Source organism: Micromonospora sp. NPDC050795, assembly GCF_044456785.1.
In the GTDB taxonomy this organism is placed as follows: Bacteria; Actinomycetota; Actinomycetes; order Mycobacteriales; family Micromonosporaceae; genus Micromonospora.
On sequence record NZ_JBITGE010000020.1, the window covers coordinates 65,264 to 88,174 of the forward strand.

The 22,911-nt window shown below is 73.0% G+C and carries 18 protein-coding genes and 1 pseudogene; 6 read left to right on the forward strand and 13 right to left on the reverse strand.

What is annotated here, in order from left to right; all coding sequences use genetic code 11:
- Positions 1–45: 45 nt before the first annotated feature.
- From ACIBEF_RS19055 to ACIBEF_RS19065, 3 genes are all read right to left on the reverse strand, one after another.
- A complete protein-coding gene (locus ACIBEF_RS19055; protein ID WP_396794592.1) occupies positions 46–741 on the reverse strand; it encodes a hypothetical protein in 696 nt (231 codons plus the stop codon).
- A 2,504-nt stretch (positions 742–3,245) separates the two neighbouring features.
- Positions 3,246–4,784, reverse strand: coding sequence for a replication-associated recombination protein A (locus tag ACIBEF_RS19060; RefSeq protein WP_396794549.1), 1,539 nt, complete (start codon positions 4,782–4,784; stop codon positions 3,246–3,248).
- Between the two features lie 74 nt (positions 4,785–4,858).
- Positions 4,859–5,071: a hypothetical protein gene (locus ACIBEF_RS19065; RefSeq protein ID WP_124855015.1), complete on the reverse strand. Its 213-nt coding sequence runs from the start codon at positions 5,069–5,071 to the stop codon at positions 4,859–4,861.
- A 140-nt stretch (positions 5,072–5,211) separates the two neighbouring features.
- On the opposite strand from ACIBEF_RS19065, the gene ACIBEF_RS19070 reads away from it, so the two are divergent.
- The gene (locus ACIBEF_RS19070; RefSeq protein WP_396794550.1) at positions 5,212–5,958 is read left to right on the forward strand and encodes a GNAT family N-acetyltransferase; all 747 of its coding nucleotides are present in this window, start codon (positions 5,212–5,214) and stop codon (positions 5,956–5,958) included.
- On the opposite strand, the pseudogene ACIBEF_RS19075 reads toward ACIBEF_RS19070, so the two are convergent.
- The 4 genes and pseudogenes from ACIBEF_RS19075 to aspS form a co-directional block, all read right to left on the reverse strand.
- Positions 5,959–7,279: pseudogene (locus tag ACIBEF_RS19075) on the reverse strand (MFS transporter); the annotation flags it as partial.
- A gap of 55 nt (positions 7,280–7,334) precedes the next feature.
- Positions 7,335–7,934, reverse strand: a complete 600-nt coding sequence (locus tag ACIBEF_RS19080; RefSeq protein WP_396794551.1) for a helix-turn-helix domain-containing protein — start codon at positions 7,932–7,934, stop codon at positions 7,335–7,337.
- A gap of 84 nt (positions 7,935–8,018) precedes the next feature.
- Positions 8,019–8,831 (reverse strand): sugar nucleotide-binding protein, encoded by an 813-nt coding sequence (locus ACIBEF_RS19085; protein ID WP_396794552.1) that lies wholly within the window; start codon positions 8,829–8,831, stop codon positions 8,019–8,021.
- Between the two features lie 97 nt (positions 8,832–8,928).
- Positions 8,929–10,734, reverse strand: coding sequence for an aspartate--tRNA ligase (gene aspS / locus ACIBEF_RS19090; protein WP_355009226.1), 1,806 nt, complete (start codon positions 10,732–10,734; stop codon positions 8,929–8,931).
- 154 nt (positions 10,735–10,888) lie between these two features.
- Between aspS and ACIBEF_RS19095 the strand changes: the two genes are divergently transcribed.
- Both ACIBEF_RS19095 and ACIBEF_RS19100 read left to right on the forward strand, forming a co-directional pair.
- Positions 10,889–11,623, forward strand: a complete 735-nt coding sequence (locus tag ACIBEF_RS19095; protein WP_396794554.1) for a DUF998 domain-containing protein — start codon at positions 10,889–10,891, stop codon at positions 11,621–11,623.
- A gap of 101 nt (positions 11,624–11,724) precedes the next feature.
- Positions 11,725–12,348 (forward strand): DUF998 domain-containing protein, encoded by a 624-nt coding sequence (locus ACIBEF_RS19100; protein WP_396794555.1) that lies wholly within the window; start codon positions 11,725–11,727, stop codon positions 12,346–12,348.
- A 76-nt stretch (positions 12,349–12,424) separates the two neighbouring features.
- On the opposite strand, the gene ACIBEF_RS19105 is transcribed toward ACIBEF_RS19100, so the two are convergent.
- On the reverse strand, positions 12,425–13,471 hold the full coding sequence (locus ACIBEF_RS19105) for a S1 family peptidase (RefSeq protein ID WP_396794557.1): 1,047 nt from the start codon (positions 13,469–13,471) through the stop codon (positions 12,425–12,427).
- Positions 13,472–13,770: 299 nt separating this feature from the next.
- A complete protein-coding gene (locus tag ACIBEF_RS19110; RefSeq protein WP_396794558.1) occupies positions 13,771–14,247 on the reverse strand; it encodes a winged helix-turn-helix transcriptional regulator in 477 nt (158 codons plus the stop codon).
- A 55-nt stretch (positions 14,248–14,302) separates the two neighbouring features.
- Here ACIBEF_RS19110 and ACIBEF_RS19115 point away from each other — a divergent pair, with 55 nt between their 5' ends.
- A complete protein-coding gene (locus ACIBEF_RS19115; RefSeq protein WP_396794561.1) occupies positions 14,303–14,815 on the forward strand; it encodes a PaaI family thioesterase in 513 nt (170 codons plus the stop codon).
- A gap of 173 nt (positions 14,816–14,988) precedes the next feature.
- Here the strand turns inward: ACIBEF_RS19115 and ACIBEF_RS19120 are convergent, their stop codons facing one another.
- The 3 genes from ACIBEF_RS19120 to ACIBEF_RS19130 form a co-directional block, all read right to left on the reverse strand.
- Entirely contained in the window at positions 14,989–15,930 is a 942-nt protein-coding gene (locus tag ACIBEF_RS19120; protein ID WP_357206828.1) for an acyl-ACP desaturase, read from the reverse strand.
- A gap of 71 nt (positions 15,931–16,001) precedes the next feature.
- Positions 16,002–17,330 (reverse strand): histidine--tRNA ligase, encoded by a 1,329-nt coding sequence (gene hisS, locus ACIBEF_RS19125; protein ID WP_396794562.1) that lies wholly within the window; start codon positions 17,328–17,330, stop codon positions 16,002–16,004.
- Between the two features lie 73 nt (positions 17,331–17,403).
- Positions 17,404–18,114, reverse strand: a complete 711-nt coding sequence (locus ACIBEF_RS19130; RefSeq protein ID WP_238659786.1) for an MBL fold metallo-hydrolase — start codon at positions 18,112–18,114, stop codon at positions 17,404–17,406.
- A gap of 270 nt (positions 18,115–18,384) precedes the next feature.
- Here ACIBEF_RS19130 and ACIBEF_RS19135 point away from each other — a divergent pair, with 270 nt between their 5' ends.
- Complete coding sequence (locus ACIBEF_RS19135; RefSeq protein ID WP_357206832.1) at positions 18,385–19,269, forward strand: peptidylprolyl isomerase; 885 nt, start codon at positions 18,385–18,387, stop codon at positions 19,267–19,269.
- Between the two features lie 59 nt (positions 19,270–19,328).
- Positions 19,329–20,168 (forward strand): peptidylprolyl isomerase, encoded by an 840-nt coding sequence (locus tag ACIBEF_RS19140; RefSeq protein ID WP_396794563.1) that lies wholly within the window; start codon positions 19,329–19,331, stop codon positions 20,166–20,168.
- Between the two features lie 77 nt (positions 20,169–20,245).
- On the opposite strand, the gene ACIBEF_RS19145 is transcribed toward ACIBEF_RS19140, so the two are convergent.
- Entirely contained in the window at positions 20,246–22,768 is a 2,523-nt protein-coding gene (locus tag ACIBEF_RS19145) for a RelA/SpoT family protein (protein ID WP_396794564.1), read from the reverse strand.
- Between the last annotated feature and the right edge of the window lie 143 nt (positions 22,769–22,911).

The following is a 22,911-nucleotide window of genomic DNA, read 5'->3' on the forward strand; positions in this document are numbered from 1 at the left end:
TGTGCCCGCCAGCCCCAGACCCTACCGTCCGTGATGGAGACCGGCTCAGGACGGTGAGGGTGTCGGCTCACCCAGCGGATCCGCACTGACCGTCGGGAACGGATCCTCACCGGTCAGTGACGGGTCGGTGGTCGGCTGCGGCCTGGTCCGCTCGTCGTCGATCGCATTGCGCACCTTCACCGACACCAACGAGCCGGTGCACTCGGTCGCAGCGGCCGACGGGTCGCCGGACGGCACGACCGCCGGCTCGCCGTCCACCGGCGGCGGCACACAGGTCGGCTCGCGTACCCACAGGTCGAGGGTCAACTCGTCACGACGCCAGCAGGTGTAGCTGCCCTTCGTCTCCTGCTCCGGGCAGCGGCTCACCTTCCACGGCTGCCACCCGTCCCGCCGCAGCGCGTCCTCGTAGACCTGCGCCGTCTCCTTCGGCGCCTTCTCCGAGGTCACGGTGCGCTCACGCAGCCGGCAGTCGAGCAGGCACCAGCGGCTCCCGCTGACGTCGTCGACCGTCTTCGCGGCCGCCCAGGCGGGCACGCCGAGCTGGTCCAGGTTGTCGAAGACCGGGTCACGGCTCAGCGTCCGGAGCCCGAAGAAGAGCGGCACCGCGCCGAGCAGCACGACGCTGACCAGCACCAACACCGCCGCGCGCAGCCGACGTCGTTCACGGGTCTGCCGGCGTTCCTCGGAACGGGCACCCGGTGCGGCGTCGTCGTCCGGCGCGTCCTGACCGGCCGAGCGCAGCGCCGGCCCGTCGGAGGGCTCCGGTTCCGGCCGGTCCACCGGACCGGCCGTGGCGGGCACCGCGGCGGCGGCGCGGGCCACGCCGACGGGCTCGCCGGCGCGTCCGGGCGGCGGCACGGGCGCGACACCGCTCGGCTCGGCACGGCCGGGCTCCCGATTCGGCGGCAGGGCGCGGCCGGCGGCGCGGTCGGCCGGCATGGGTCGCCCGGCCGGCGCAGCACCACGGGCCGGGCCGGGCTCACCGGTCCGGTCGTCGGCGGGCGGCTGGCCGCCGGGTGGGCGGACAGCGGCACGAGCCGGATTATCTGGACGAGTACGCGGCGGACCGTCCACACCCGGCGGCACGGCGGCACGAGCCGGACCATCCGGACGGGCACGCGGCGGACCGTCCACACCCGGCGGCACGGCCGCACGGGCCGGACCATCCGGACGGGTCGTGTCCGGGGGTGCCGCATCGCCACCCGGGCCGGGACGCGGTGGGCCGTCAGCGCCACGGCGCCCGGTGCCGGGTGCCGGCGCGTCGCCCGGAGCGGGGCGGGCCCGACCGGGTGGGACGGAGCGGGCAGCGCCCCGAGCAGCGGGACCGCCGCCGGGTCGACCGCCGGCGTAGGGGTCGTCGCCACTGTCGCTCGCGGTCCCCGGTCGACCGGGGACAGCCGTACCGTCAGGGCCCGGCTCGGCCGGTCCACGTCGTCGTCGGCCGGTCGGATCCGGGGCGGGCGGTGCGTCCGGGCCGGGCCCCGCCACGGCACGGCCGCGCCGAACAGTGGGGTCCGGAGTGGGGGGCAGCGCCGCAGCGCCCCGCCCACGGGCGGGCCGGTCACCGGGCGGCGCGGGGTAGGTCAGCGCCTGCTCTCCGGTGGATCCCGGCCCGTCGGGCCGGACGGCGCGACGACCGGTCGGTGTGTCCGCGCCGGGGTCGACCGGCGGGCCGGCGGGGCGGCGGGCGGCGGTGCGTTCCGCAGCCGGGTCGGGCACGGCGAGTCGACCGGACGCCTGGTCGGTGAGGTCTACCGGCCCGGTGGGCGGCGCCGGACGGCGCCCCCCGGCCGGCGGACTGCCGTCTCGGCGGTTGACCACCCGCAGGCCGGGGTCGGTGTGTGGCAGGCGGCCGGCCTGGCGCAGCCAGTCCGCTGGCCGCTCCGGGCGGTCCGGCCGGTCCGGGCGGGGTTCGCCGCCGGGCGGCGTTCGGCGTTCCGGTTCATCGGAGACGACGCGGCGGCGACCGGTGCCGTCGGCGGGGCCGGTGGTGGGCAGGGCGCCACTGTGCGCGCCGGTCGCCTCGGGCACCGACGACGCGTTCCCCGAGCGGGGCACGGGCGGCGCGTTCCCCGAGCGGGGCACGACCGGCTCGTCGGGTTCCGCGGCGCGGCGACGCCCGCCGGCTGTCGGACGGGGACCCTCGGACGCGCGCCCGGCGGGTTCGGGTGCACCGGGGTCGGCCGGGCCCGGACGACGCCGGGCGGTACGCGGATCACGGTCGATGGCGGGGTCGGGCCGCAGGCCGTCCGCTGCTGGCGGCACGACGCCAGCCGGCGCGCCGTCGAAGCGGGCCGGCCCGGGGGCGGCGGGTGCTCCGGCGGCCCGCGTCGGGTCGGGTGCCGAGCCGGCGGCGCGGCGACCGGCGGGCGGGCCGTCGGCGGGAGGCCGGGCACGGCCGGGTTCGACCGGTTGCTCCGGGCCCGGTCGGCGGACCGGCGGACCGGCGTCCGGACGGCGCAGCGGCGGCATGGAGTCGGGTTGACCGCCGGGTGCGGCGGGGTCCTGATGACGGCCCGGCGGAACAACGGCGTCCGGCCGACGGGCCGGCGAAGCGGCGGCGTCCGGGCGACGACCGGCCGGGGGGCCCGAGGTCGGTGGGCCCACGGGCGGGCCGGGAGGGGCGGCCGCACCGCGCGGACGGGCCAGGCCGCCGGGCGCGTCGGGTGCCGGACGAGGCCCCGCCGGTCCGGCCGGGTCACCTCCGCCCGGGCGAGCGGGGGGCGGGGACTGCGGTACGGCACCACGGGCGCCGGGTACCGGCTGGACGCCGCGGCGTGGCGGCTGCCCGGCTGCGGGGCCGGATGCGGGCGGCCGGGTGTCCGGCCGGCGACCCGCCGGCGGCGTCTCCCCGGGCCAGGGCCCGTCGACCGGGCGACGGGCGGCGGCACCGCCCGGTTCACTCTGACGCGGAGCCGGCGGTGCCGAGGGCTCCGGCGCACTGCCGCGCGCACCGGCCGGCTCTCCCGCCGTACGCGGGGCGGGTTGTGCCGGAGGCCCGGCCGGGTCTGCCGGCGGCATCCCCCCGCGGGGCCGGTTCGGCTCCGCCGGTGCGCCGTCCGGGCCCAGCTCGGTGCGTTGCTGCTTGGCCGAGCGCAGATCGTCGATCCAGCCGAACTCCTCGCCGGCGACCGGCTCCTCCGGCTCGGGCTCAGCAGCCCGGCCGCGACCCCAACGGCGGGTCTTGGCGCGGGGATCGCGCCGCTCGTCCGGGCCCTCGTCCGGGCGGTCCCCACCACGCGATCTCACTGTTGACCCTCTCCTGCGGCGTCGGTGCCGCTGTCCTGCATCGTGCCGGGGGCATCCGTGCCCGTCGTCGGACGGGCGGCCCCCGGGGATAGCGCTGGCGCGGTCTGCGCCGTTACGGACGGCTCGGATGTCGGCGTCTGCGGGCGCGTGGCCGGAGCCGGCAGACCACGCACGATCCGGCGCAGCAGCGGCAACCTGGTGGCCACCGACCGCTCCGCGCCGTGCGGGCTGGGCTGGTAGTAGTCGGTGCCCACCAGGTCGTCCGGGACGTACTGCTGGGTGACCACGCCGCGTTGGTCGTCGTGCGGGTAGCGGTAGCCGGTCCCGTGGCCCAACCCTCGGGCGCCGGCGTAGTGCGCGTCGCGCAGCCCTCGCGGCACCGGGCCACCGCGCCCGGCCCGGACGTCGGCGATGGCGGCGCCGATGGCGGTGGTGGCCGAGTTCGACTTGGGCGCGGTGGCCAGGTGGATCACCGCCTGGGCGAGGTTGAGCTGCGCTTCGGGCAACCCGACGTACTCGACCGCGTGCGCCGCGGCGGTCGCCACGCTCAGCGCCCCGGGGTCGGCCATGCCCACGTCCTCGCTGGCGAAGATGACCAGGCGACGGGCGATGAACCGGGCGTCCTCACCGGCGACCAGCATGCGGGCCAGCCAGTGCACCGCAGCGTCCACGTCCGAGCCGCGCATGCTCTTGATGAAGGCGCTGACCACGTCGTAGTGGGCGTCGCCGTCGCGGTCGTAGCGCACCGCCGCCACGTCGACGGCCTGCTCGGCGGTGGCGAGGTCGATCCGCCCACCACCGAGGGCCGTCGCGGAGGCGGCCGCCGCTTCCAGGGCGGTGAGTGCCTTACGGACGTCACCGGCGGCCAGCCGGACCAGGTGATCCTCGGCCTCGGTGGTCAGCACCAGCGCGCCGTCCAGGCCACGCTTGTCGGCGACCGCGCGGCGCAGCAGGCCCCGTACCGCCTCGTCGTCCAACGGTTGCAGGGTGAGCAGCACGCACCGCGACAGCAACGGTGAGATGACCGAGAAGTACGGGTTCTCGGTGGTCGCCGCCAGCAGGGTGACCGTACGGTCCTCGACGGCGGCGAGCAGCGAATCCTGTTGGGTCTTGCTGAAGCGGTGCACCTCGTCGATGAAGAGCACCGTTTGCGGGCCACCGGAACGACGCTGGCGGCGAGCCGCCTCGATCACCGCCCGGACGTCCTTCACGCCGGCGGAGAGCGCCGACATGGCGACGAAGCGGCGGTCGGTGGCCCCGGCCACCAGGTGCGCGATGGTGGTCTTGCCGCTGCCCGGCGGGCCCCAGAGGATCACCGACATCGGCGCCCCGCCGGAGACCAGCTGCCGCAGGGGTGCGCCGGGAGCGAGCAGGTGCTCCTGCCCGACGAGCTCGTCGAGCGTCACCGGGCGCATCCGGACGGGCAGGGGCGAATCGTCGGCCACCGCGGTGAAGCCGTCGACACCGGCGGGACCGTCGGGCGCGCTGCGCGACCCGGCGGGTTCACCGAGGGAGAAGAGGGCGTCGGACTCCATCACGAAGACAGTACCGGGCCGGGCCCACGACGCCGGAATCGCGCCGCGGGCCCGCCACCGGTGATCGGTTCCGGTCAGCCACGCCCGGGGCGACGGCCCCGGTACCAGCGGCCGCCGCCACCGCCGCGCGGGCCGCTGCCCACGCCGGCCAGGTAGAGCGAGAGCAGGAGCAACCCGATGAGTACGAGGGTGTTCCAGTTGAACAGGTCCGGCGCTCCGAAGTCGGTGCCGAGCAGGTCGAGCAGCAAAGCAAAGCCAAAGACGATGGCCGCGAGAATGGCGAGCATGTCGGTCCTCCGGTGGGGGTTCCCAGTAGGTCGGCGCGTGATGTACCCAATCGGTCGACTCGCCAATCTCCACGGTGGAGGTGGCCACGCCGCGACGGCCCGGCGGAGGCATTCGACCCCCGACTTCTAGGCTGGACCCCATGATCATCGACGACCAGGTGCTCCAGGACCGGAGCGCCGTTCTGGCCGCCGTCGGGCACCACCCGTTCGCCCGGCACGCGCTCGGGCGGGCCGGGCCGGTACGCGCGTACCAGCGTGATGGTGCCGTGCTGTGGGTGGTGCCGCCGGAACACGGGCCGGCCGGCTGCGCGATCGGCCCGGCCGAGCCGGCGCTGGAGATCTGTGTCGCGCTGGCCGCCGACGGGATGTTCCAGTCCGGACAGCGCCCGCACCTGCACCTGCCTCGACACGACCGCGGTCTGCTGGTCGACCGGCTGGCGGTGACCGAGCACAGCGACTGGGACTTCCACTGGACCGACACGGCGCCGCCGGCGCAGCCGGACGAACAGCCGGTGGTCCGCCTCACCGCGGCCGATCAGCCGGCGCTGGCGGCACTTGTCGAAGAGTCGTTCCCCACCAGCACCTCCCGGCCGGGCGACCCACGGGTGGTCGACTGGTACGGCATCTGGGCCGGCGACCGGTTGGTGGCGTGCGGCGCGGACCGCAGCCAGGGTGACATCGGCTTCCTGGCCGGCCTGACCGTCGCCTCCGACCAACGCGGTCGGGGGCTGGGCGCGTCCCTGACCGCCGGGATGACCCGGGCGCTGCTGGCACGTCACGACCTGGTCGGGCTCGGCGTCTACACGCACAACGTCGGTGCGGCGCGGCTCTACCGTCGGCTCGGCTACACCTTCACCCTCCCGCTCAGCTCGATCCGCCTCGCCTGACCGGCGTCTCGGCCGGCCAGGCGAGGGGTCGTCGCTAACGGTCGGCGGCGGGTACCGGGACCGCGGTCGGCTCGACGGCCGGAGCGCTCCGACGGCCGGCCAGCCAGGCGGGCAGGTAGAGCGGGGCGGCGACGGCCATCACCACAGCGCCGACCACCATCGCGGTGCTGATGCTGGTGCTGGCGGCGAGCGCGGTGAGCACCACCCCGCCGAACGCGGCGGCCGGTTGGGCCATCATCGAGTTCAGCGAGAGCACGCTGGTCCGGTACGGGCCGTCGACCTGCCGGTGCAGCAGCCCACTGTGCAGCGGGTTGGACGCGCCGTGCACGGTGTAGCAGGCCAGGTACGCGATCAGCACGCCGACCGGCCCGGCGAACAACCCCATCCCAACCACCGTCACGCCCTGCAGGATGCGCAGCAGGGCCGCACCCGGAGCGGCGCCGAACCAGCGCAGCAGCAGTGGGGTCAGTGCCGCGCCGGCGGCCGAGGCGAGCCAGGCGGCCGAGTTCGCCGGCCCGAGCAGCACCGCGGCGCGTTCCGGATCACCGATCACCTCGGCGAGTCGGACCGGCAGCAACGACTCGAAGGTGACCATGCCGAAGCCCCAGAACAGCTCGACGGCCACCAACGCCAGCAGCACCCGGGAACGACGCAGCAGCCCGACGGCCTGCCCGATCATCCGGGGCGCCTGGACCACCGAGGCCCGCAGCGCCGCGACCCCGGTGGCCGGCCGCTCCTCGACCAGCAGCACCACGAGCGCGACGAGCGCCGCCGCCTGCGCCACGATGGCGGCCAGCACGGGCACCGTGAGCGCGGTGACCGGCCCGATCGGGCCGAGCGCGATGAGACCACCGCTGAGCAGCGCGCCACCGCCGATGGCGCCGCCGACGACGGTGCCGGCGTAGCCGAGGCCACGCTCGTACTCGGCCTGCGGGTCGGCGGCCAGGGTGGCGTCGACGTACCAGGACTCCAACGGGCCGCTGTCCAACGCCCGGTAGATGCCCTGCAGAGCCCAGACCACGAAGAACAGCGCGAACGAGTCCGCCACGGCGAACAGCGCGAGGGAGACAAGGTTGAGCACCCCGGCGGCGAGCAGCACGGGTCGACGACCGAGAGCGTCGGCGAGCCCGCCGGTGGGCAACTCCAGCGCCAGCACCAGCAGCCCCTGAGCCGTGCCGACCAGGCCGATCTGCGGCAACGACAGGCCGCGCTCCTGCATCAGCAGGATCATCACCGGGATCATCAGACCGGTCGGCAGCCAGCGCAGGCCGTAGAGCGTGAGGTAACGACGCCGAACCTGACGTACGGTCAACGCGCTCACGCCGCCACCTCCGTTCGCGACTGCGGGGCTCGCAGACCCGGCCCACTCCTCGCGCTCACCAGCGCTCGTCCAGCCGTGGGAAGCCGGCCAGGAACAGGTGCACCGGCTTCACGTCAGCGCCCTCGGCCACGGCGTCGTCGCGGTAGCGCATCAGCACCGCCCACAACTCGTCGCTGAGGGCCCGCAGCCGGGTCGGGTCGAGCGGCAGCACCAGGTCACTCATGCCGACCGCGTCGCGCCAGTTGCGGGGTTGATGGTGCTCGACGGCCAGCCAGCGCTGGGCCAGGTCCGCCATCACGCGCACCTGGTCCGCCTGGATCCACTGCACGGCGGCACGGGCGTCCGGATCGTCGTCGAAGTCGGTGGGCTCGAAGTCGCTGACGTCGTGTGCCGACTGCCACCAGCGCTGCCGGCTGGTGCCCCGGGCGGGGTCCTCGGTCACGAGCCCCACCTCGGCGAGCTGCCGCAGGTGGTAGCTCGTGGCACCGGTGTTGGTGCCGAGCTTCTCGGCCAGGGCCGTGGCGGTCGCCGGGCCGTCGACGCGGAGCGAGCCGAGCAGCCTCATCCGCAGCGGATGGGCCAGCGTGCGGACCTGTCGGTTGTCCAGATGGACGCGGCGCGGCTCGGCCGGACCGCCGGGGGAAGGGCTCTCCATACACGCACACTATCTCTGCACATCTTCTATGCACAACTTCTGTGCATAGAAGATGTGCATCTGGTTCGTGCAGGAGTCGGTGGTTCAGGGAGTCAGGAGCTCACGAACCCCACGCAGCCGGGTGCGCAACAGGGCCGCCGCTCGCGCGCTGTCCAGGCGTACGTCCAAGGGGCGGACCAGGCCGGTGGCCGCGCTGGTGGTGGTCTTCAGTCCGGCCGGGTCCAGGCCGTACCGCCCGGCCACGAGCAGGCCCAGCTCGGCTCGGCTGACCGCGTCCGGGCCGGCCACGTTGAGCACACCGGCGTACGTCGAGGCGACCAGCTCCAGCACAGCGGCGGCCAGGTCGGCGACGTCGATCGGGCAGCGCAGCTCGTCGCTGAACAGGGTGGCCCGACCGGCGAGCGCGTCCCGGCAGAGCTGGATCTGCTTGCTGCCCTCCCCCACGATCAGGGAGGTCCGCACCAGCGCCGCGCCCGGGTCGATCGCCCGCACGGCGGTCTCGGCCGCCGCCTTCGCGGCACCGTACGCGTGCACCGGCGTCGGCGGCTCGTCGTCGGCGTACGGCACGGGTCGTCCGGCGTGCAGCGCGTCGCTGGACACGTGCACGAGCCGGGCACCCACCTCGGCGGCGGCGACCGCCACGTGCGCGGCACCGTCGGCGGTGACCGCCCAGTCGCCGTACCGATACGGGGTCCCGACAACGGCGTCCGGCCGTACCTCGGCGACCAGCGCGCGCACGGCGGACCGGTCGGTCACGTCCAGCCGCCGTGCCGCGACCCCCGGCACCGCGACCTCACCGGAGTGGAACGTCCCGACAACGGAGAACCCGGCGCTCACGCCCCGCCGACAGACCTCCCGCCCGACTAACCCACTACCCCCGACAACAAGCACCCGCATGCCAGCCCACTCCCCCGCCGCCGTCGATCATGAGGTTAACGAGCGACACGCCGTGGCGCGGCCCCGTCAACCTCATGATCGACGGCGCGATAGGGGGTCAGACCGGGTCTGCCACCGGGGCTGCGGGGCCGGCCGTTCCGGTGTGGGCGGTTGCGGCGGGCTTGGGCTTGGCGTCGATGCCGGCCTCGGTGCGCTGCTGTGCGGTGATCGGGGTGGGCGCACTGGTCAGCGGGTCGAAGCCACCCCGGGTCTTCGGGAACGCGATGACCTCGCGGATGGAGTCGGCACCGGCGAGCAGCATGCAGACCCGGTCCCAGCCGAAGGCGATGCCGCCGTGCGGCGGGGCGCCGTACTTGAACGCCTCCAGCAGGAAGCCGAACTTGTCCTGCGCCTCCTCGGGGGTGATGCCGAGCAGGTCGAAGACCCGCTTCTGCACGTCACCCCGGTGGATACGGATCGACCCGCCGCCGATCTCGTTGCCGTTGCAGACGATGTCGTACGCGTAGGCGAGGGCCCGGTCCGGAGCCTCCTCGAACCGGTCGACCCACTCCGAGTTCGGCGAGGTGAACGGGTGGTGCACGGCCGTCCAACCGCCCTCGTCCGTGCGCTCGAACATCGGCGCGTCGACCACCCAGCAGAACGCCCAGGCGCTCTCGTCGATCAGGCCGGACCGCTTGGCGATCTCGACGCGGGCCGCCCCGAGCAGCTCCTGCGCCTCCCGGGTGGTGGCGCTCGCGGCGAAGAAGACCGCGTCACCCGGCTTCGCGCCGACCGCGTCGGCGAGCCCACCCAGGTGCTCGGCGGAGAGGTTCTTCGCCACCGGGCCACGTGCCTCGCCGGTCTCCGCGTCCAGCACCACGTACGCCAGGCCGCGCGCGCCACGCGCCTTAGCCCAGTCCTGCCAGCCGTCCAGCTCCTTGCGGCTCTGCGCCGCGCCGCCCGGCATCACCACCGCGCCGACGTAACCGCCCGCGTCGATGGCCCCGGCGAAGACCCGGAACTCCGTGCCGCGCAGGTACTCGGTCAGCTCGGTCAGCTCGACGCCGTAGCGCAGGTCCGGCTTGTCCGAGCCGTACCGTGCCATCGCGTCGTGCCAGGTGATCCGCGGGATCGGACGGCTGATCTCGTGCCCGGCCAGGTCCTTCCACAGCGCCGAGACGATCGCCTCACCAAGGTCGATCACGTCGTCCTCGGTCACGAACGACATCTCGATGTCGAGCTGGGTGAACTCCGGCTGCCGGTCGGCGCGGAAGTCCTCGTCGCGGTAGCAGCGGGCGATCTGGTAGTACCGCTCCATGCCGCCCACCATCAGCAGCTGCTTGAACAGCTGCGGCGACTGCGGCAACGCGTACCAGCTGCCGGGCTGAAGCCGCACCGGCACCAGGAAGTCGCGGGCCCCCTCCGGCGTCGAGCGGGTCAGCGTCGGCGTCTCGATCTCCAGGAAGTCCCGCTCGTGCAGCACGCCCCGAGCCAGCTGGCTGGCGCGCGAGCGCAGCCGCAGCGCGTTCGCCGGGCCGCTGCGGCGAAGGTCCAGGTAGCGGTACCGGAGTCGGATGTCGTCGCCGGCCTCGATCTGGTCGTCCACCGGCAGCGGCAGCGGCGCCGCCTCGGAGAGCACCTCCAGCTCGACGACGGTCACCTCGACCTCGCCGGTGGGCAGCTCCGGGTTCTCGTTGCCGGCCGGGCGGCGGGTCACCTCACCGACGACCTTCACGCAGAACTCGTTGCGCAGCGCGTGCGCGTCCTCCTCGCGGAACACCACCTGGACAACGCCGGAGCCGTCGCGCAGGTCGACGAAGATGACCCCGCCGTGGTCGCGGCGGCGGGCCACCCAGCCGGCGAGCGTCACCGTCGAGCCGGCGTCCGCGGCGCGCAGGCTTCCGGCATTGTGGGTACGGATCACGGCTGGCAACTCCTCATCGTGGAACAGTCCTCACCCGCATTCTGTCAGGGGTGGCCGCCCCGCCTCCGGGCACCCGGCAGGCCGGCACGATTCGCTGGTGGGGTGGACCGGCGAACCCGGCTCCCCCGGCAGCCGCGCCGGTTAACGTGGCGAAATGCGGCCCGTACCGAACTGGGCCGTCGCCACGGCGGCGGCGGCACCCGTGCTGCTGGTGGCCGGTTGGACGGTGGCGGAGGCCCGACAGCCCGTCGGGTACGACCCCGTCCGGGACACCATCAGCGAGCTGGCAGGACAGGACGCCACCGACGCCTGGATCATGGTGGTGGCCCTGGTGCTGCTCGGCTGCTGCTACCTGTCGGTCGCTGCCGTCCTGCACGCGGCCGGGCTGCCCAGCCGCTTCCTGCTCGCGATCGGTGGGGTGGCCACCATCGCGCTCGTCGCCTTCCCCCGGCCGCCGGTCGGCGGTTCACTCAGCCACGGCGTCGCGGCGACGGTGGCCGTTCTCGCCCTGGTGCTCTGGCCGGCTGGCTCGGCACTGCGGCTGCCGCGCGGCCACGACACCGAGCACCCCACCCGACCGGAGCCGCCCTGGGCGTTCCGCCGGACGGTCGGGCTGAGCGCCACGCTCGTGCTGCTCGTGCTCTTCGGCTGGTGCGCGTTCGAGGTGACCAGTGGCTCCCGCACGGGGTTGGCCGAGCGGGTGACGGCGGTGGCGGTCTCTCTCTGGCCGCTGCTGGCGGTTCTCTCCGCCCGCCGGGCGCACCTCGCCTGGTCGACCGGCGGCACCGTACGCGTCGGCCCGGACCTGCCGACCATCGGCGTCGTACCCCCGGATCCCCTCGGACCACCGAGCGGGCCCGCTTCCGGGCGCCCCGACCGGCTGTCGTGAGTCGGCGGCCCGTCTGATCCTTCCGTCGCCCGCACGGCGGCCGGTGAGCCCGTGCGTGCGGCCCGGAAACAGCGCCGGTCTCGCATCGTTACGATCGCCCGATGTCCACCGTTCCCCGTTGGGCCCTGCTGTCAGCCGGCGGCGCACCACTGTTCCTTGTCGGCGGCTGGACCCTGGCGCAGGCCGCCCAGCCCGACGGATTCGACCCGGTGCGGCAGACCATCAGCGCGCTCGCCGCCACGGGTGCGGACCATCGCTGGATCATGACGGTCGGGCTGGCCGGTCTGGGGCTCTGCCACCTGACGACCGCGCTCGGCCTGGTCAGTGCCGCACCGGCGGGCCGAGCGCTACTCGCACTGGGCGGGCTGGCGACCCTGGTCGTGGGCGCATTCCCGCAGCACCCGACCGGTGACTCGACGACACACGCCGTGGCCGCCGGTGTGGCGTTCGGGGCGTTGGCCGTCTGGCCGGCCCTGGCGGTGCCCAGTCGCGCGAGGCGGTCCCTCGACCGGGAGCACCGCCACGCTCCGGCTGTCGTACGCCGGCTGGCGCTCGCGGCGGCGGTGGTCCTCCTCGCGCTGGTCGGCTGGTTCGCCGCCGAGCTCTTCACCGACGGAGCATTGATCGGGCTTACCGAGCGGCTGGCGGCGGCCGCCGAGGCGGGCGTACCGCTGGCCGCCGTGCTGGTCTCCCGGCGTCGACCGGGACCGTCCGGGCCCGGCTGAGCGTCGTCGTGTTCGGTGGCTGTCAACGCGACGCGGGCCGCCGGAGAGTTCCGACGGCCCGCGAGCGGTGCGTGGATCAGAAGACGCTGACGCCGTAGCGGCTGAGCGCCTCGGTGACCGGCTGGAAGAAGGTCGTGCCACCGGTGCGGCAGTTGCCGCTACCACCGGAGGTCAGGCCCAGGGCGGTGGTGTTGGCGAACAGCGAGCCGCCGCTGTCGCCCGGCTCGGCGCAGACGTTGGTGCGGATCAGACCGGAGACCGAGCCCTCGGCGTAGTTCACCGTGGCGTTGGTCGCGTTCACCGTGCCGCTGCGCAGGCCGGTGGTGCTGCCGGAGCGCTGCACCGACTGGCCGACGGAGGCGTTGCCGGCACCGGTGATGTCCCGGAAGCTGCCGTTGTAGAGGGAGACGTTGCCGGCGGCGTTGGCCGAGTTGTTGTGCCGCACGATGCCGTAGTCGTTGCCCGGGAAGCTGGTGCCGGTACGGCTGCCGAGCAGCGCGGTCTGAGCGGAGTTGGAGTACCAGCTGGCCGAGATGTTGGTGCAGTGCCCGGCCGTCACGAAGGAGTAGGTGCTGCCACTGCGCACGTTGAAGCCGAGCGAGCAGCGCCCGCCCCCGCCGGCGTAGATGGCCTGGCCGCCGGAGATCCGGGTGCTCAGCACGCCCGCCTCGGCCTCGACCCGGACCGCGCCGTTGGCGCGCGCGGCGGCGGCCTTGACCCGCTCCAGCTTGGCACCGGTGACGGTGCTGTCGACGGAGACGACGACCTGGTTGGTGACCGGGTCACTCCACCAGGCGGTGCCCGGGATCTTGGCGGAGCGCTCCAGCTCGGCCGTGGCCCGGTTGAGCTCGGCGGCGCCGCGGGTGACGTAGCGGACGACGGCGCCGGCCTTGCTCGCCTTGCTGGCGGCGGCGGCATCGGTCACCGTGACGACGGACTTGCCGCTGGCGTCGATGTACGAGCCGGCGGAACGGTCGCCGAGTTCCGCGGAGATCGCGGCGGCGGCGTCGGGCGACGCGGCAGGAGCGGCCTGGGCGGGCGCGCCGATGAGCGAGCCGACGACCAGGGTTCCGGAAACGGCGACTGTGGCCGCAACACGGAATAAGGACCTCGTGGGTCGCATGTAACAAACCTCCTGGGCGGGGGAGCGGGTCTACCGGGGGCGGCTGACCCGAGGGCAACCCGGCCGATCTGGGGAAACCGGCCGGATGAGACTGAAGTATTCACATACTTAAGATCATTAACAAGGCTTGGATTCGCCCGAATTCGTCGACCCCGTCTGGCCGCGCGGCCGCAACACCCCCGACACGTTGGCGAACAGCCACCGTCACGCCCAATCGACGACCGCCACACTTTCGGCGCGTACGGTCATCAATGCCTTCTCCGAGTCTCCGCTCAGCGCGGGGCGCGGCGGGCGTCGGGTCAGGGGGTACGGCGTCGGGCACCGGGGCCCGGGCTGGGCACCACGTCACGTGGCTGGCCCACGTCGTGGCCGTCGGCGCAGCGCAGGTCGGCGCGTACCTCGGCGCCGCAGTCGCGGTGCGTGACGCGCAACGGTGGGCCCTCCGCGTCGGCGAGGTACCGGTCGCCCCACGCGAGGACGGCGACCAGCACCGGCCACAGGTCCAGGCCCTTGTCCGTGAGCCGGTACTCGTGGCGCAGCCGACTGCCGGGCTCCCGGTACGGCTCGCGACCGAGCACGCCCTGCTCCACCAGGGTGGCGAGCCGGTTGGTCAGCACCTGGCGCGGAATGCCGGTGCGTACCCGCATGTCATCGAAGCGGCGCACGCCGGTGAACACCTCACGGAGGACCACCAGCGTCCACCGCTCACCGAGGACCTCCATCGCGCGGGCGATGGTGCAGTTCTCCACTGACCAGTCCAGAGCCGCGGGTCGCATCCGACCAGGCTAGATCTCGTTGACAGACTCAGCAACAGGCTGCCAGGCTGCGTCCATGACGCAGACGCAGGACCCAGTGCGTAGCCGTACCTTCACGTGGGCGGACCCGGCGACCAACGCCGCCCAGGTCGGTCGGCGAAGCGGCCTCGACATGCTCCGGGCGATGATCGCCGGCGAGCTGGCCGCGCCGCCGGTGATGCACCTTCTCGACATGGCCAGGATGGAAGCCGACGAGGGCCGTGTCGTCGTCGAGCTGACTCCACAGGAGTTCCACTACAACCCGCTCGGCAGCGTCCACGGTGGCGTGCTCTCGACCCTGCTGGACACCGCCGCGGCGTGCGCCGTGCACACCACCCTGCCCGCCGGGGTGGGCTACACCTCGCTGGACCTCAACGTGAAGTTCCTCCGCCCGGTCACCGTCGACAGCGGCACCCTGCGCTGCGAGGGCACCGTGCTGCAACGCGGCCGCCGTACGGCCCTGGCCGAGGCCCGCATCACCGACGCCACCGACCGCCTGGTAGCCCACGCCACCAGCACCTGCCTCCTCCTCCCCCTCCCCCGACCCTGACCCCGACCCCTGACCCCTGACCCTCCCCTCACGCCCGCCCTCGCCGCGGTGATCATGGGGTTAGCGGGCGCTTCGAAGATGGACAGACCCGCCAACCTCATGATCAACAAGGGCTGGGCAAGGGGTGGGGTGGGGTGGATGGGGGTGGGGGGTGGGGGGTGGGGGGTTGGGTTTTAGCGGAGGGCTAGGCGGGCGGCTCGGGCGTCGCGCTTCTCCTCGAAGCGGCTCGCGGCGCGGTCCAGGCTCTCCAACTGGGCGGCGAGCTGCTCGCGGGCGGCCTCACCGTCGGCGTTGAGGCCGGTCACGTTGAAGACGTCCCACTGACGCAGGACCGGCTGCAGCACCTCGTCGCGGTGCTGGCGCAGGTCGTAGATGCCGGCCAGGGCGATCGCCACCGACTTGCGGGCGAACCCGTCGATGCCGCTGCCCGGCATCTGGAAATCGGCCACCACGTCGGCGACGGCCCGCATGGCCTGACTCGGGGCCAGCTCGAACGCGGCAGCGAGCAGGTTGCGGTAGAAGACCATGTGCAGGTTCTCGTCGGCGGCCACCCGGGCCAGCAGCGCCTCGCAGGTGGGGTCGCCGGTGGCCTTGCCGGTGTTGCGGTGCGAGATGCGGGTGGCCAGCTCCTGGAACGAGACGTACGCCAGCGAGTGCAGCACCTCGTCGCCGTGGGCGTTGGTGTAGCCCTCCGACATGTGCGTCATCCGGGCCCGCTCCAACGCCACCGGGTCGACCGCCCGGCTGACGGTCAGGTAGTCGCGGATCGCGACGCCGTGCCGGCCCTCCTCGGCGGTCCACCGGTGCACCCAGGTGCCCCACGCGCCGTCGCGTCCGAACAGGGTCGCGATCTCGTGGTGGTACGAGGGCAGGTTGTCCTCGGTCAGCAGGTTCACGATCAGCGCGGTGCGGGCCACGTCCGGGATGGTGGAGTCGGTCGGTGACCACGCCTCGCCGCCGAGCGGCCCGTCGAAGGTCCGCCCTTCACTCCACGGCACGTACTCGTGCGGGAACCACTCCTTGGCGAGCGAGAGGTGGCGGTCCAGGTTGCGTGCGACAACCGGCTCCAACTCGACGAGCAGCGCGGTCTGGCTCACTGTGGTGCTGACGGTCACGAGAAACTCCCTACGGTGGCGTAACTTACGCTACCGTAGGTCCCCGCGGCCGTCAGCGCCAGTGGGGACGCTCAACCGACAGTGGGTTTGAGGTCTCCCGGGGGTGGCGTCCACTCCCCCGCACCCGCCGTGACCTGCTCACCGGAGCGGATGTCCTTCACCTCGTCCGGCGCTCCCTCGGCACCGGGGAACCACACGTACGGGATTCCGCGCCGCTCGGCGTAACGGATCTGCTTGCCGAACTTCGCCGCGCTCGGCGACACCTCGGTCGGCACCCCGCGCCGCCGCAGCGCCTCGGCCACCCGGTTGCTGGCCGTACGGTGCTCCTCGCTGGTCACCGCGACGAGCACGGCGGTCGGCACCTCCCGCGAGACCGACAGCTCCCCCGCGCCGAAGAGCAGACCGAGCAGCCGGGTCACCCCGATCGAGATCCCCACCCCCGGGTACGAGACAGCGCCGGCGCTGGCCAGATTGTCGTACCGGCCGCCGGAGCAGATGGAGCCGAAGCGCTCGTAGCCGCGCAGCTGGGTCTCGTAGACGGTGCCCGTGTAGTAATCCAGCCCACGGGCGATGCGCAGGTCCGCCACGCAGAGGCCGGGCGAGTGCTCGGCGGCGGTGTCCACCACCCGGACCAGCTCCTCGATGCCCTCGTCGAGCAGCGGGTCGCTCACCCCGAGCGCCCGGACGGCGTCGGCGAACGAGGCGTCCGGGGCGGAGATCTCGGCCAGCGCCAGGCACGCCTTGGCCTGCGCCTCGCTCGCCCCGGCGGTCTGGGCCAGCAGCTCGGCCACCTTCGCCGGGCCGATCTTGTCGAGCTTGTCCACGGCCCGCAGCGCCGCCTCCGGGTCGGTCAGCCCGATGCCCCGGTAGAAACCCTCGCAGATCTTGCGGTTGTTGACCTGGATCGTCACCGGCGGGATCGGCAACGACCGCAAGGCGTCGCCGATGACCAGCGGCATCTCCGCCTCGTGGTGCGCGGCCAGAGTGTCCCGGTCGACGATGTCGATGTCGGCCTGGACGAACTCCCGGTAGCGGCCCTCCTGCGGCCGCTCGCCCCGCCACACCTTCTGGATCTGGTAGCGGCGGAACGGGAAGCTCAACTTGCCGGCGTTCTCCAACACGTATCGGGCGAACGGCACGGTCAGGTCGAAGTGCAGGCCGAGCTGGTCGTCACCACCGGCACCCTCGGCGTCGGCGTGCAGCCGCCGGATCACGTAGACCTCCTTCGAGGTCTCGCCCTTGCGCAGCAGCTGGTCCAGCGGCTCCACGGCGCGGGTCTCCAGCGGCGCGAAGCCGTACAGCTCGAAGGTGGCCCGGATCCTGTCGAGCACGAACTGCTCGATCATCCGCTGTCCGGGAGTCCACTCCGGGAAGCCGGAGATGGGCGTGGGCTTGCTCATCGGCGTACTCCTTGCGGTTCCGCGCCGGTGGCGCGGTGGTGTCGTGGGTCCGCGCGCGGCGCGGACAGAAGATCTAGAGGCCCCGGGTGGGAGCGGCCGGCGACGTGCCAGCCACCTCGATGAGGTACGGGTTGCTGGCGCGCTCGCGGCCGATGGTGGTGCTGGGGCCGTGGCCGGGCAGCACGACGGTGTCGTCGGCCAGCGGAAGGATCTTGTCGCGCAGGCTGGTGAGCATGGCCGGCATGCTCCCGCCCGGCAGGTCGGTGCGGCCGATCGACCCGGCGAAGAGGACGTCACCGGAGAGGCACAGCTCGTCAGCCTCCCAGCCCGACCCCGCGCCCGGCAGCCGGAACAGCACCGACCCGCCGGTATGGCCCGGCGCATGGTCGACGGCGATCTCCAGGCCGGCGAGCGTGAGGGTGGCGCCGTCGGTCAACTCCGCCACGTCCTCCGGCTCGGTGTAGCTCAGCCGGCCGCCGAAGAGCGACGTCAGGTCGGTCGAGAGGCCCTTCGACGGGTCGGCCAACATCTCCCGGTCACCGGGGTGCACGTACGCCGTGATGCCGCGTGCGCCGCAGACCGGCGCGACCGAGAAGGTGTGGTCGAGGTGGCCGTGGGTGAGCAGCACGGCGGCCGGATGCAGGCGGTGCTCGGCGAGCAGCGCGTCGAGCTGGTCGAGCACCCCGATGCCCGGGTCGACCACCACGCACTGCTCCCCCGGCGCGGTGGCAACCACGTAGCAGTTGGTGCCGAAGGCGTCCGCGGGAAAGCCGGCCACGAGCACAGGCGCTGTCCTTTCCGTCGAGCAGCTGTCGTCCTGCACAGCAGCCTATCGGGCGGGCCGAGCGAGTTTGCCGCGTCCGTCCCACACGTCCCGTCAGGCACAGTGACAACCTCCGATAAGCGCTGCTCGGGATGGGGTGGACCTCGTACACCACATTCCCAGTCACTAGCCGTACACTCTGGCGGGCGTGTGGCGCGGCACACGTGACGCCCGGACGGGCCGGGGCGACCGGCCGCCGGCGACGACCAGGTAGAGGAAAGGGGAGCACCGGTGGCTTCCAGCAGGGACCGGCAGCGCAAACTGGCGCGGGCCAAGCTCGACCGGCAGTTGGCCCGCCGGGCCGCCTCGACGCGGCGCCGACGGCAGATCCAGGCCGGAGTCGGCGCCGCTCTGATCCTCGTGCTGGTCGTGGCCGGCTCAGCCTGGGCGCTCGGGGCCTTCGACTCCGACCCGAAGCAGAACACGGCCGCGGAGGACACCTGCCTCTGGACGCCACAGGACGCGACGGCCAACACCAACCTCAAGGACGTCGGCACGCCGGCCACCAAGGATCTGCCCACCGACGGCACCCGGGCGATGACCGTGACCACCAACCAGGGCGCGCCGATCACCGCGGAACTGAACCTGACCAACTCTCCGTGCGCGGCGGCGAGCATCGCCCACCTGGCGAGCCGGTCGTTCTACGACAACACCAAGTGCCACGAGATCACCGCCGAGGGCGCGCTGCGCTGCGGCGACCCCAGCGGCACGGGTCTTGGTGGGCCGACCTACTCGTTCTACGACGAAGAGGTGCCGACCGTGCCGTCGGCGTCGCCGTCGGCCAGCCCGGCCCCCGGCCAGCCGCCGACGTACCCCAAGGGCACGGTGACGATGGTCTCCAACCCGCCTGGCAGCAACGGCAGCCAGTTCCTGATCTTCTTCAAGGACTTCACCACCGCCGACCCGAAGTACCCGGTCATCGGCCGGGTGACCGGCGGGCTTGACGTGGTGGAGAAGATCGGCGCCCTCCCGACCGTGGACAATGGGACCGGGGCGAAGGTCAAGCCCAGCACCGATGTGACGATCCAGAGCCTCACGGTCGGTGAGCCGGTCACCGGTGCGGCACCGGCTCCGTCGGCCTCCGGCACCCCGGCCAGCAGCCCGAGCGCCGGCTGACCGGGCGCCACCAACCACCCAAGCGGCACCCAGCAGCAGACAGCCAGGAGGATCCAGGCGTGACGTCCACCAGAGAGCGGCAGCGCGCGGCGGCACGCGCCCGGCTCGAGAAGGAGATGGCCGAGCGCGCGGCCAAGGCCCGCAAGCGCCGGCAGACGACGGCGATCGTCAGCGCGGCTGCCGCGCTGGTGCTCGTGGTCGCCGGCACCGTCTGGCTGGCGGTGAGCCTCGGCGGCGACGACGACAAGGGCGACACCGCCGCGCCGGCGGCCGGTGCGGCCGAGTGCGCGTACAACGCGCTGCCCACCGACCAGCGGCCCCCGCAGATCAAGGACGTGGGGTTACCGAGCAACCAACAGTCCGCCACGGGCGTGCAGACCATGACGATCGACACCAACCTCGGCCCGATCACGGCCAAGGTCGACCGCTCGCTGGTGCCGTGCACGGCGGGCAGCTTCACCTACCTCGCGGAGAAGAACTTCTTCGACAACACCAAGTGCCACCGCCTCGTGAGCGAGGGCATCAAGGTGTTGCAGTGCGGTGACCCCAGCGCCACCGGCAACGGCTGGAGGGACACCGACGGCCAGGGCGGCCCGAGCTACCGCATGGCCGAGGAGAACCTGCCCACCGACAAGCGCCCGCCGTACCCGGAGGGCGTCATCGCGATGGCCAAGTCGCAGGATGCCGGGAGCACCGGCAGCCAGTTCTTCATCGTCTACGGCGACTCGCCGCTGGACCCGGCGTACACCGTGCTGGGCACCATCACCGGCGGCATGGACCTGGTCAAGGACGTGGCCAAGGCCGGCGACGACGGGGCGTTCGCCCAGCAGGCCGGCGGCGGCCACCCGAAGAAGGAGGTCATCATCAAGGACCTCACGATGAGCAACCCGCAGGGCTGACCCCACGCGCACGACGAAGCGCCCGCCGGCTGAGCCGGCGGGCGCTGTCGTGTTCCCAGGGTACGGGGTACGGGCGCTCAGGCCCCGGAGGTGACCCGGTAGGCGTCGAAGACGCCGTCGACCTTGCGAACCGTGGCCAGCAGGTGGCCCAGGTGCTTCGGGTCGGCCATCTCGAAGCTGAACCGGCTCACCGCCACCCGGTCGCGGGTGGTGGTGACGGTAGCGGAGAGGATGTTGACCCGCTCGTCGGAGAGCACCCTGGTGACGTCGGCCAGCAGCTTGTGCCGGTCCAGGGCCTCGACCTGGATGGCGACCAGGAACGTCGACGCGGAGGTGAGCTTCCAACTCACCTCGACGACCCGCTCGCTCTGCGCGCGCAGGTCCTCGGCGTTGGCGCAGTCGTCGCGGTGCACGCTGACCCCGCCGGAGCGGGTGACGAAGCCGAACACCGAGTCCGGTGGGACCGGGGTGCAGCAGCGGGCCAGCTTGATCCAGACGTCGCTGACGCCTCGGACCACCACGCCCGGGTCGCTGCTGCTCTGCCGGCTGCGTGGCGGCCGGGTGGCGACGGCGGTCTCGGCGATGTCCTCCGCCGCGCCCTCCTCGCCGCCGTACGCGGCCATCAGCTTCTGCACCACCGACTGCGCGGAGACCTGACTGTCGCCGACCGCCGCGTAGAGCGACGCCACATCGGCCAGGTGCAGGTCCCGGGCGATCGACATGAGCGCGTCGGAGGTGAGCATCCGCTGCAACGGCATGCCCTGCTTGCGCATCGCCTTGACGATCGCGTCCTTGCCGGCCTCGATCGCCTCCTCGCGCCGCTCCTTGTTGAAGTACTGGCGGATCTTCGTCCGGGCGCGCGGGCTCTTGACGAAGCCCAGCCAGTCCTGCGTCGGGCCGGCCGTCTCGGACTTCGACGTGAAGATCTCGATCACGTCGCCGTTGGACAGCGTCGACTCCAGCGGCACCAGCTTGCCGTTGACCCGCGCGCCGATGCACTTGTGCCCCACCTCGGTGTGCACCGCGTACGCGAAGTCCACTGGCGTCGACCCGGTCGGAAGCGGGATGACGTCACCCTTCGGGGTGAAGACGTACACCTCCTGGCTGGACAGGTCGAAGCGCAGCGCGTCGAGGAACTCGCTCGGGTCGGCCGCCTCACGCTGCCAGTCGAGCAACTGCCGCAGCCAGGTCATCTCGTCGATGTGCGCGGGCGGGCCGACGATCTGCGTGCCCTTGTGCTCCTTGTACTTCCAGTGCGCGGCGATGCCGAACTCCGCGGTGCGGTGCATCGCGTACGTGCGGATCTGCATCTCCACCGGCTTGCCGGTGGGTCCGATGACCGTGGTGTGCAACGACTGGTACATGTTGAACTTGGGCATCGCGATGTAGTCCTTGAACCGGCCCGGCACCGGCTGCCAGTTGGCGTGGATGACCCCCAGCGCCGCGTAGCAGTCCCGAACCGTGTCGACCAGGATCCGCACACCGACCAGGTCGTAGATGTCGTTGAAGTCGCGACCCCGCACGATCATCTTCTGGTAGATCGAGTAGAGGTGCTTCGGCCGGCCGGTGGTCTCCGCCTTGATCTTGGCGGCCTTCAGGTCGGTCTGCACCTTCTGCGTCACCTGCCGCAGCAGCGCCTCACGCTGCGGCTGGTGCTCCCCGATCAGCCGGTTGATCTCCTCGTAGCGCTTCGGGAACAGCGTGCCGAAGGACAGGTCCTCCAGCTCCCACTTGATCGTGTTCATACCGAGCCGGTGCGCCAGCGGCGCCAGGATCTCCAGCGTCTCCTTGGCCTTCTGCTCCTGCTTGGGGCGGGGCAGGAAGGTCAGGGTGCGCATGTTGTGCAGCCGGTCGGCCAGCTTGATCACCAGCACCCGCGGGTCCTTGGCCATGGCCACGACCATCTTGCGGATCGTCTCGGCCTTGGCCGCGTCACCCAGCTTGACCTTGTCGAGCTTGGTGACGCCGTCGACCAGCAGGGCGACCTCGCCACCGAAGTCGGCGCGCATCTGGTCGAGGGTGTACTCGGTGTCCTCGATGGTGTCGTGCAGCAGCGCGGCGACCAGCGTGGTGGTGTCCATCCCCAGGTTGCCGAGGATCGTCGCCACGGCGAGGGGGTGGGTGATGTAGGGGTCACCGGACTTGCGGTACTGCCCGGAGTGCCACCGCGCGGCCGTGTCGAAGGCGCGCTGGAGCAGCCGGGCGTCCGCCTTGGGGTGGTTGTCCCGGTGGCTGGCGATGAGCGGCTCCAGCACCTCGCTGACCTGGGAGGTCTGCCAGGGCGCGTTGAACCGGGCCAGCCGGGCCCGGACCCGCCGACCGGTGGGCGCGTTGGACAGCCCGAACCCGCCGCTGGGTGACGGGTCGATGCCGGCGTCGGTCGGGAACGGCACCACGACGCCATCGGCGCCAGGGGACGCCTCGACGCTCGGCGGGCCGCTGGTCGGATTCACCGCGCTCTCGCCGGGAGCCCGGCCGGAGCCGTTGCCGTTGCCCGTCACCCGGGCCGGCGCGTCGCCTGTCGGGTCGGTCACCGAGCCGTCAGCGTCGCCTGTCGGGTGCACCGTGCCCTCCGCCGGAGGGACGACATCGTGGGACACCGGCCTCCTCACCGCTCGCCGGAAACACGCCGACCGAAGATCGGCCGGCCTGGTCTCGCCCGCCGGACGGGGATACCGCCGGCGTCAGCAAAGGGCAATGCTACCCGCACGGACGGCCCCCTGCCGCTCCGCCGGACGGTCGG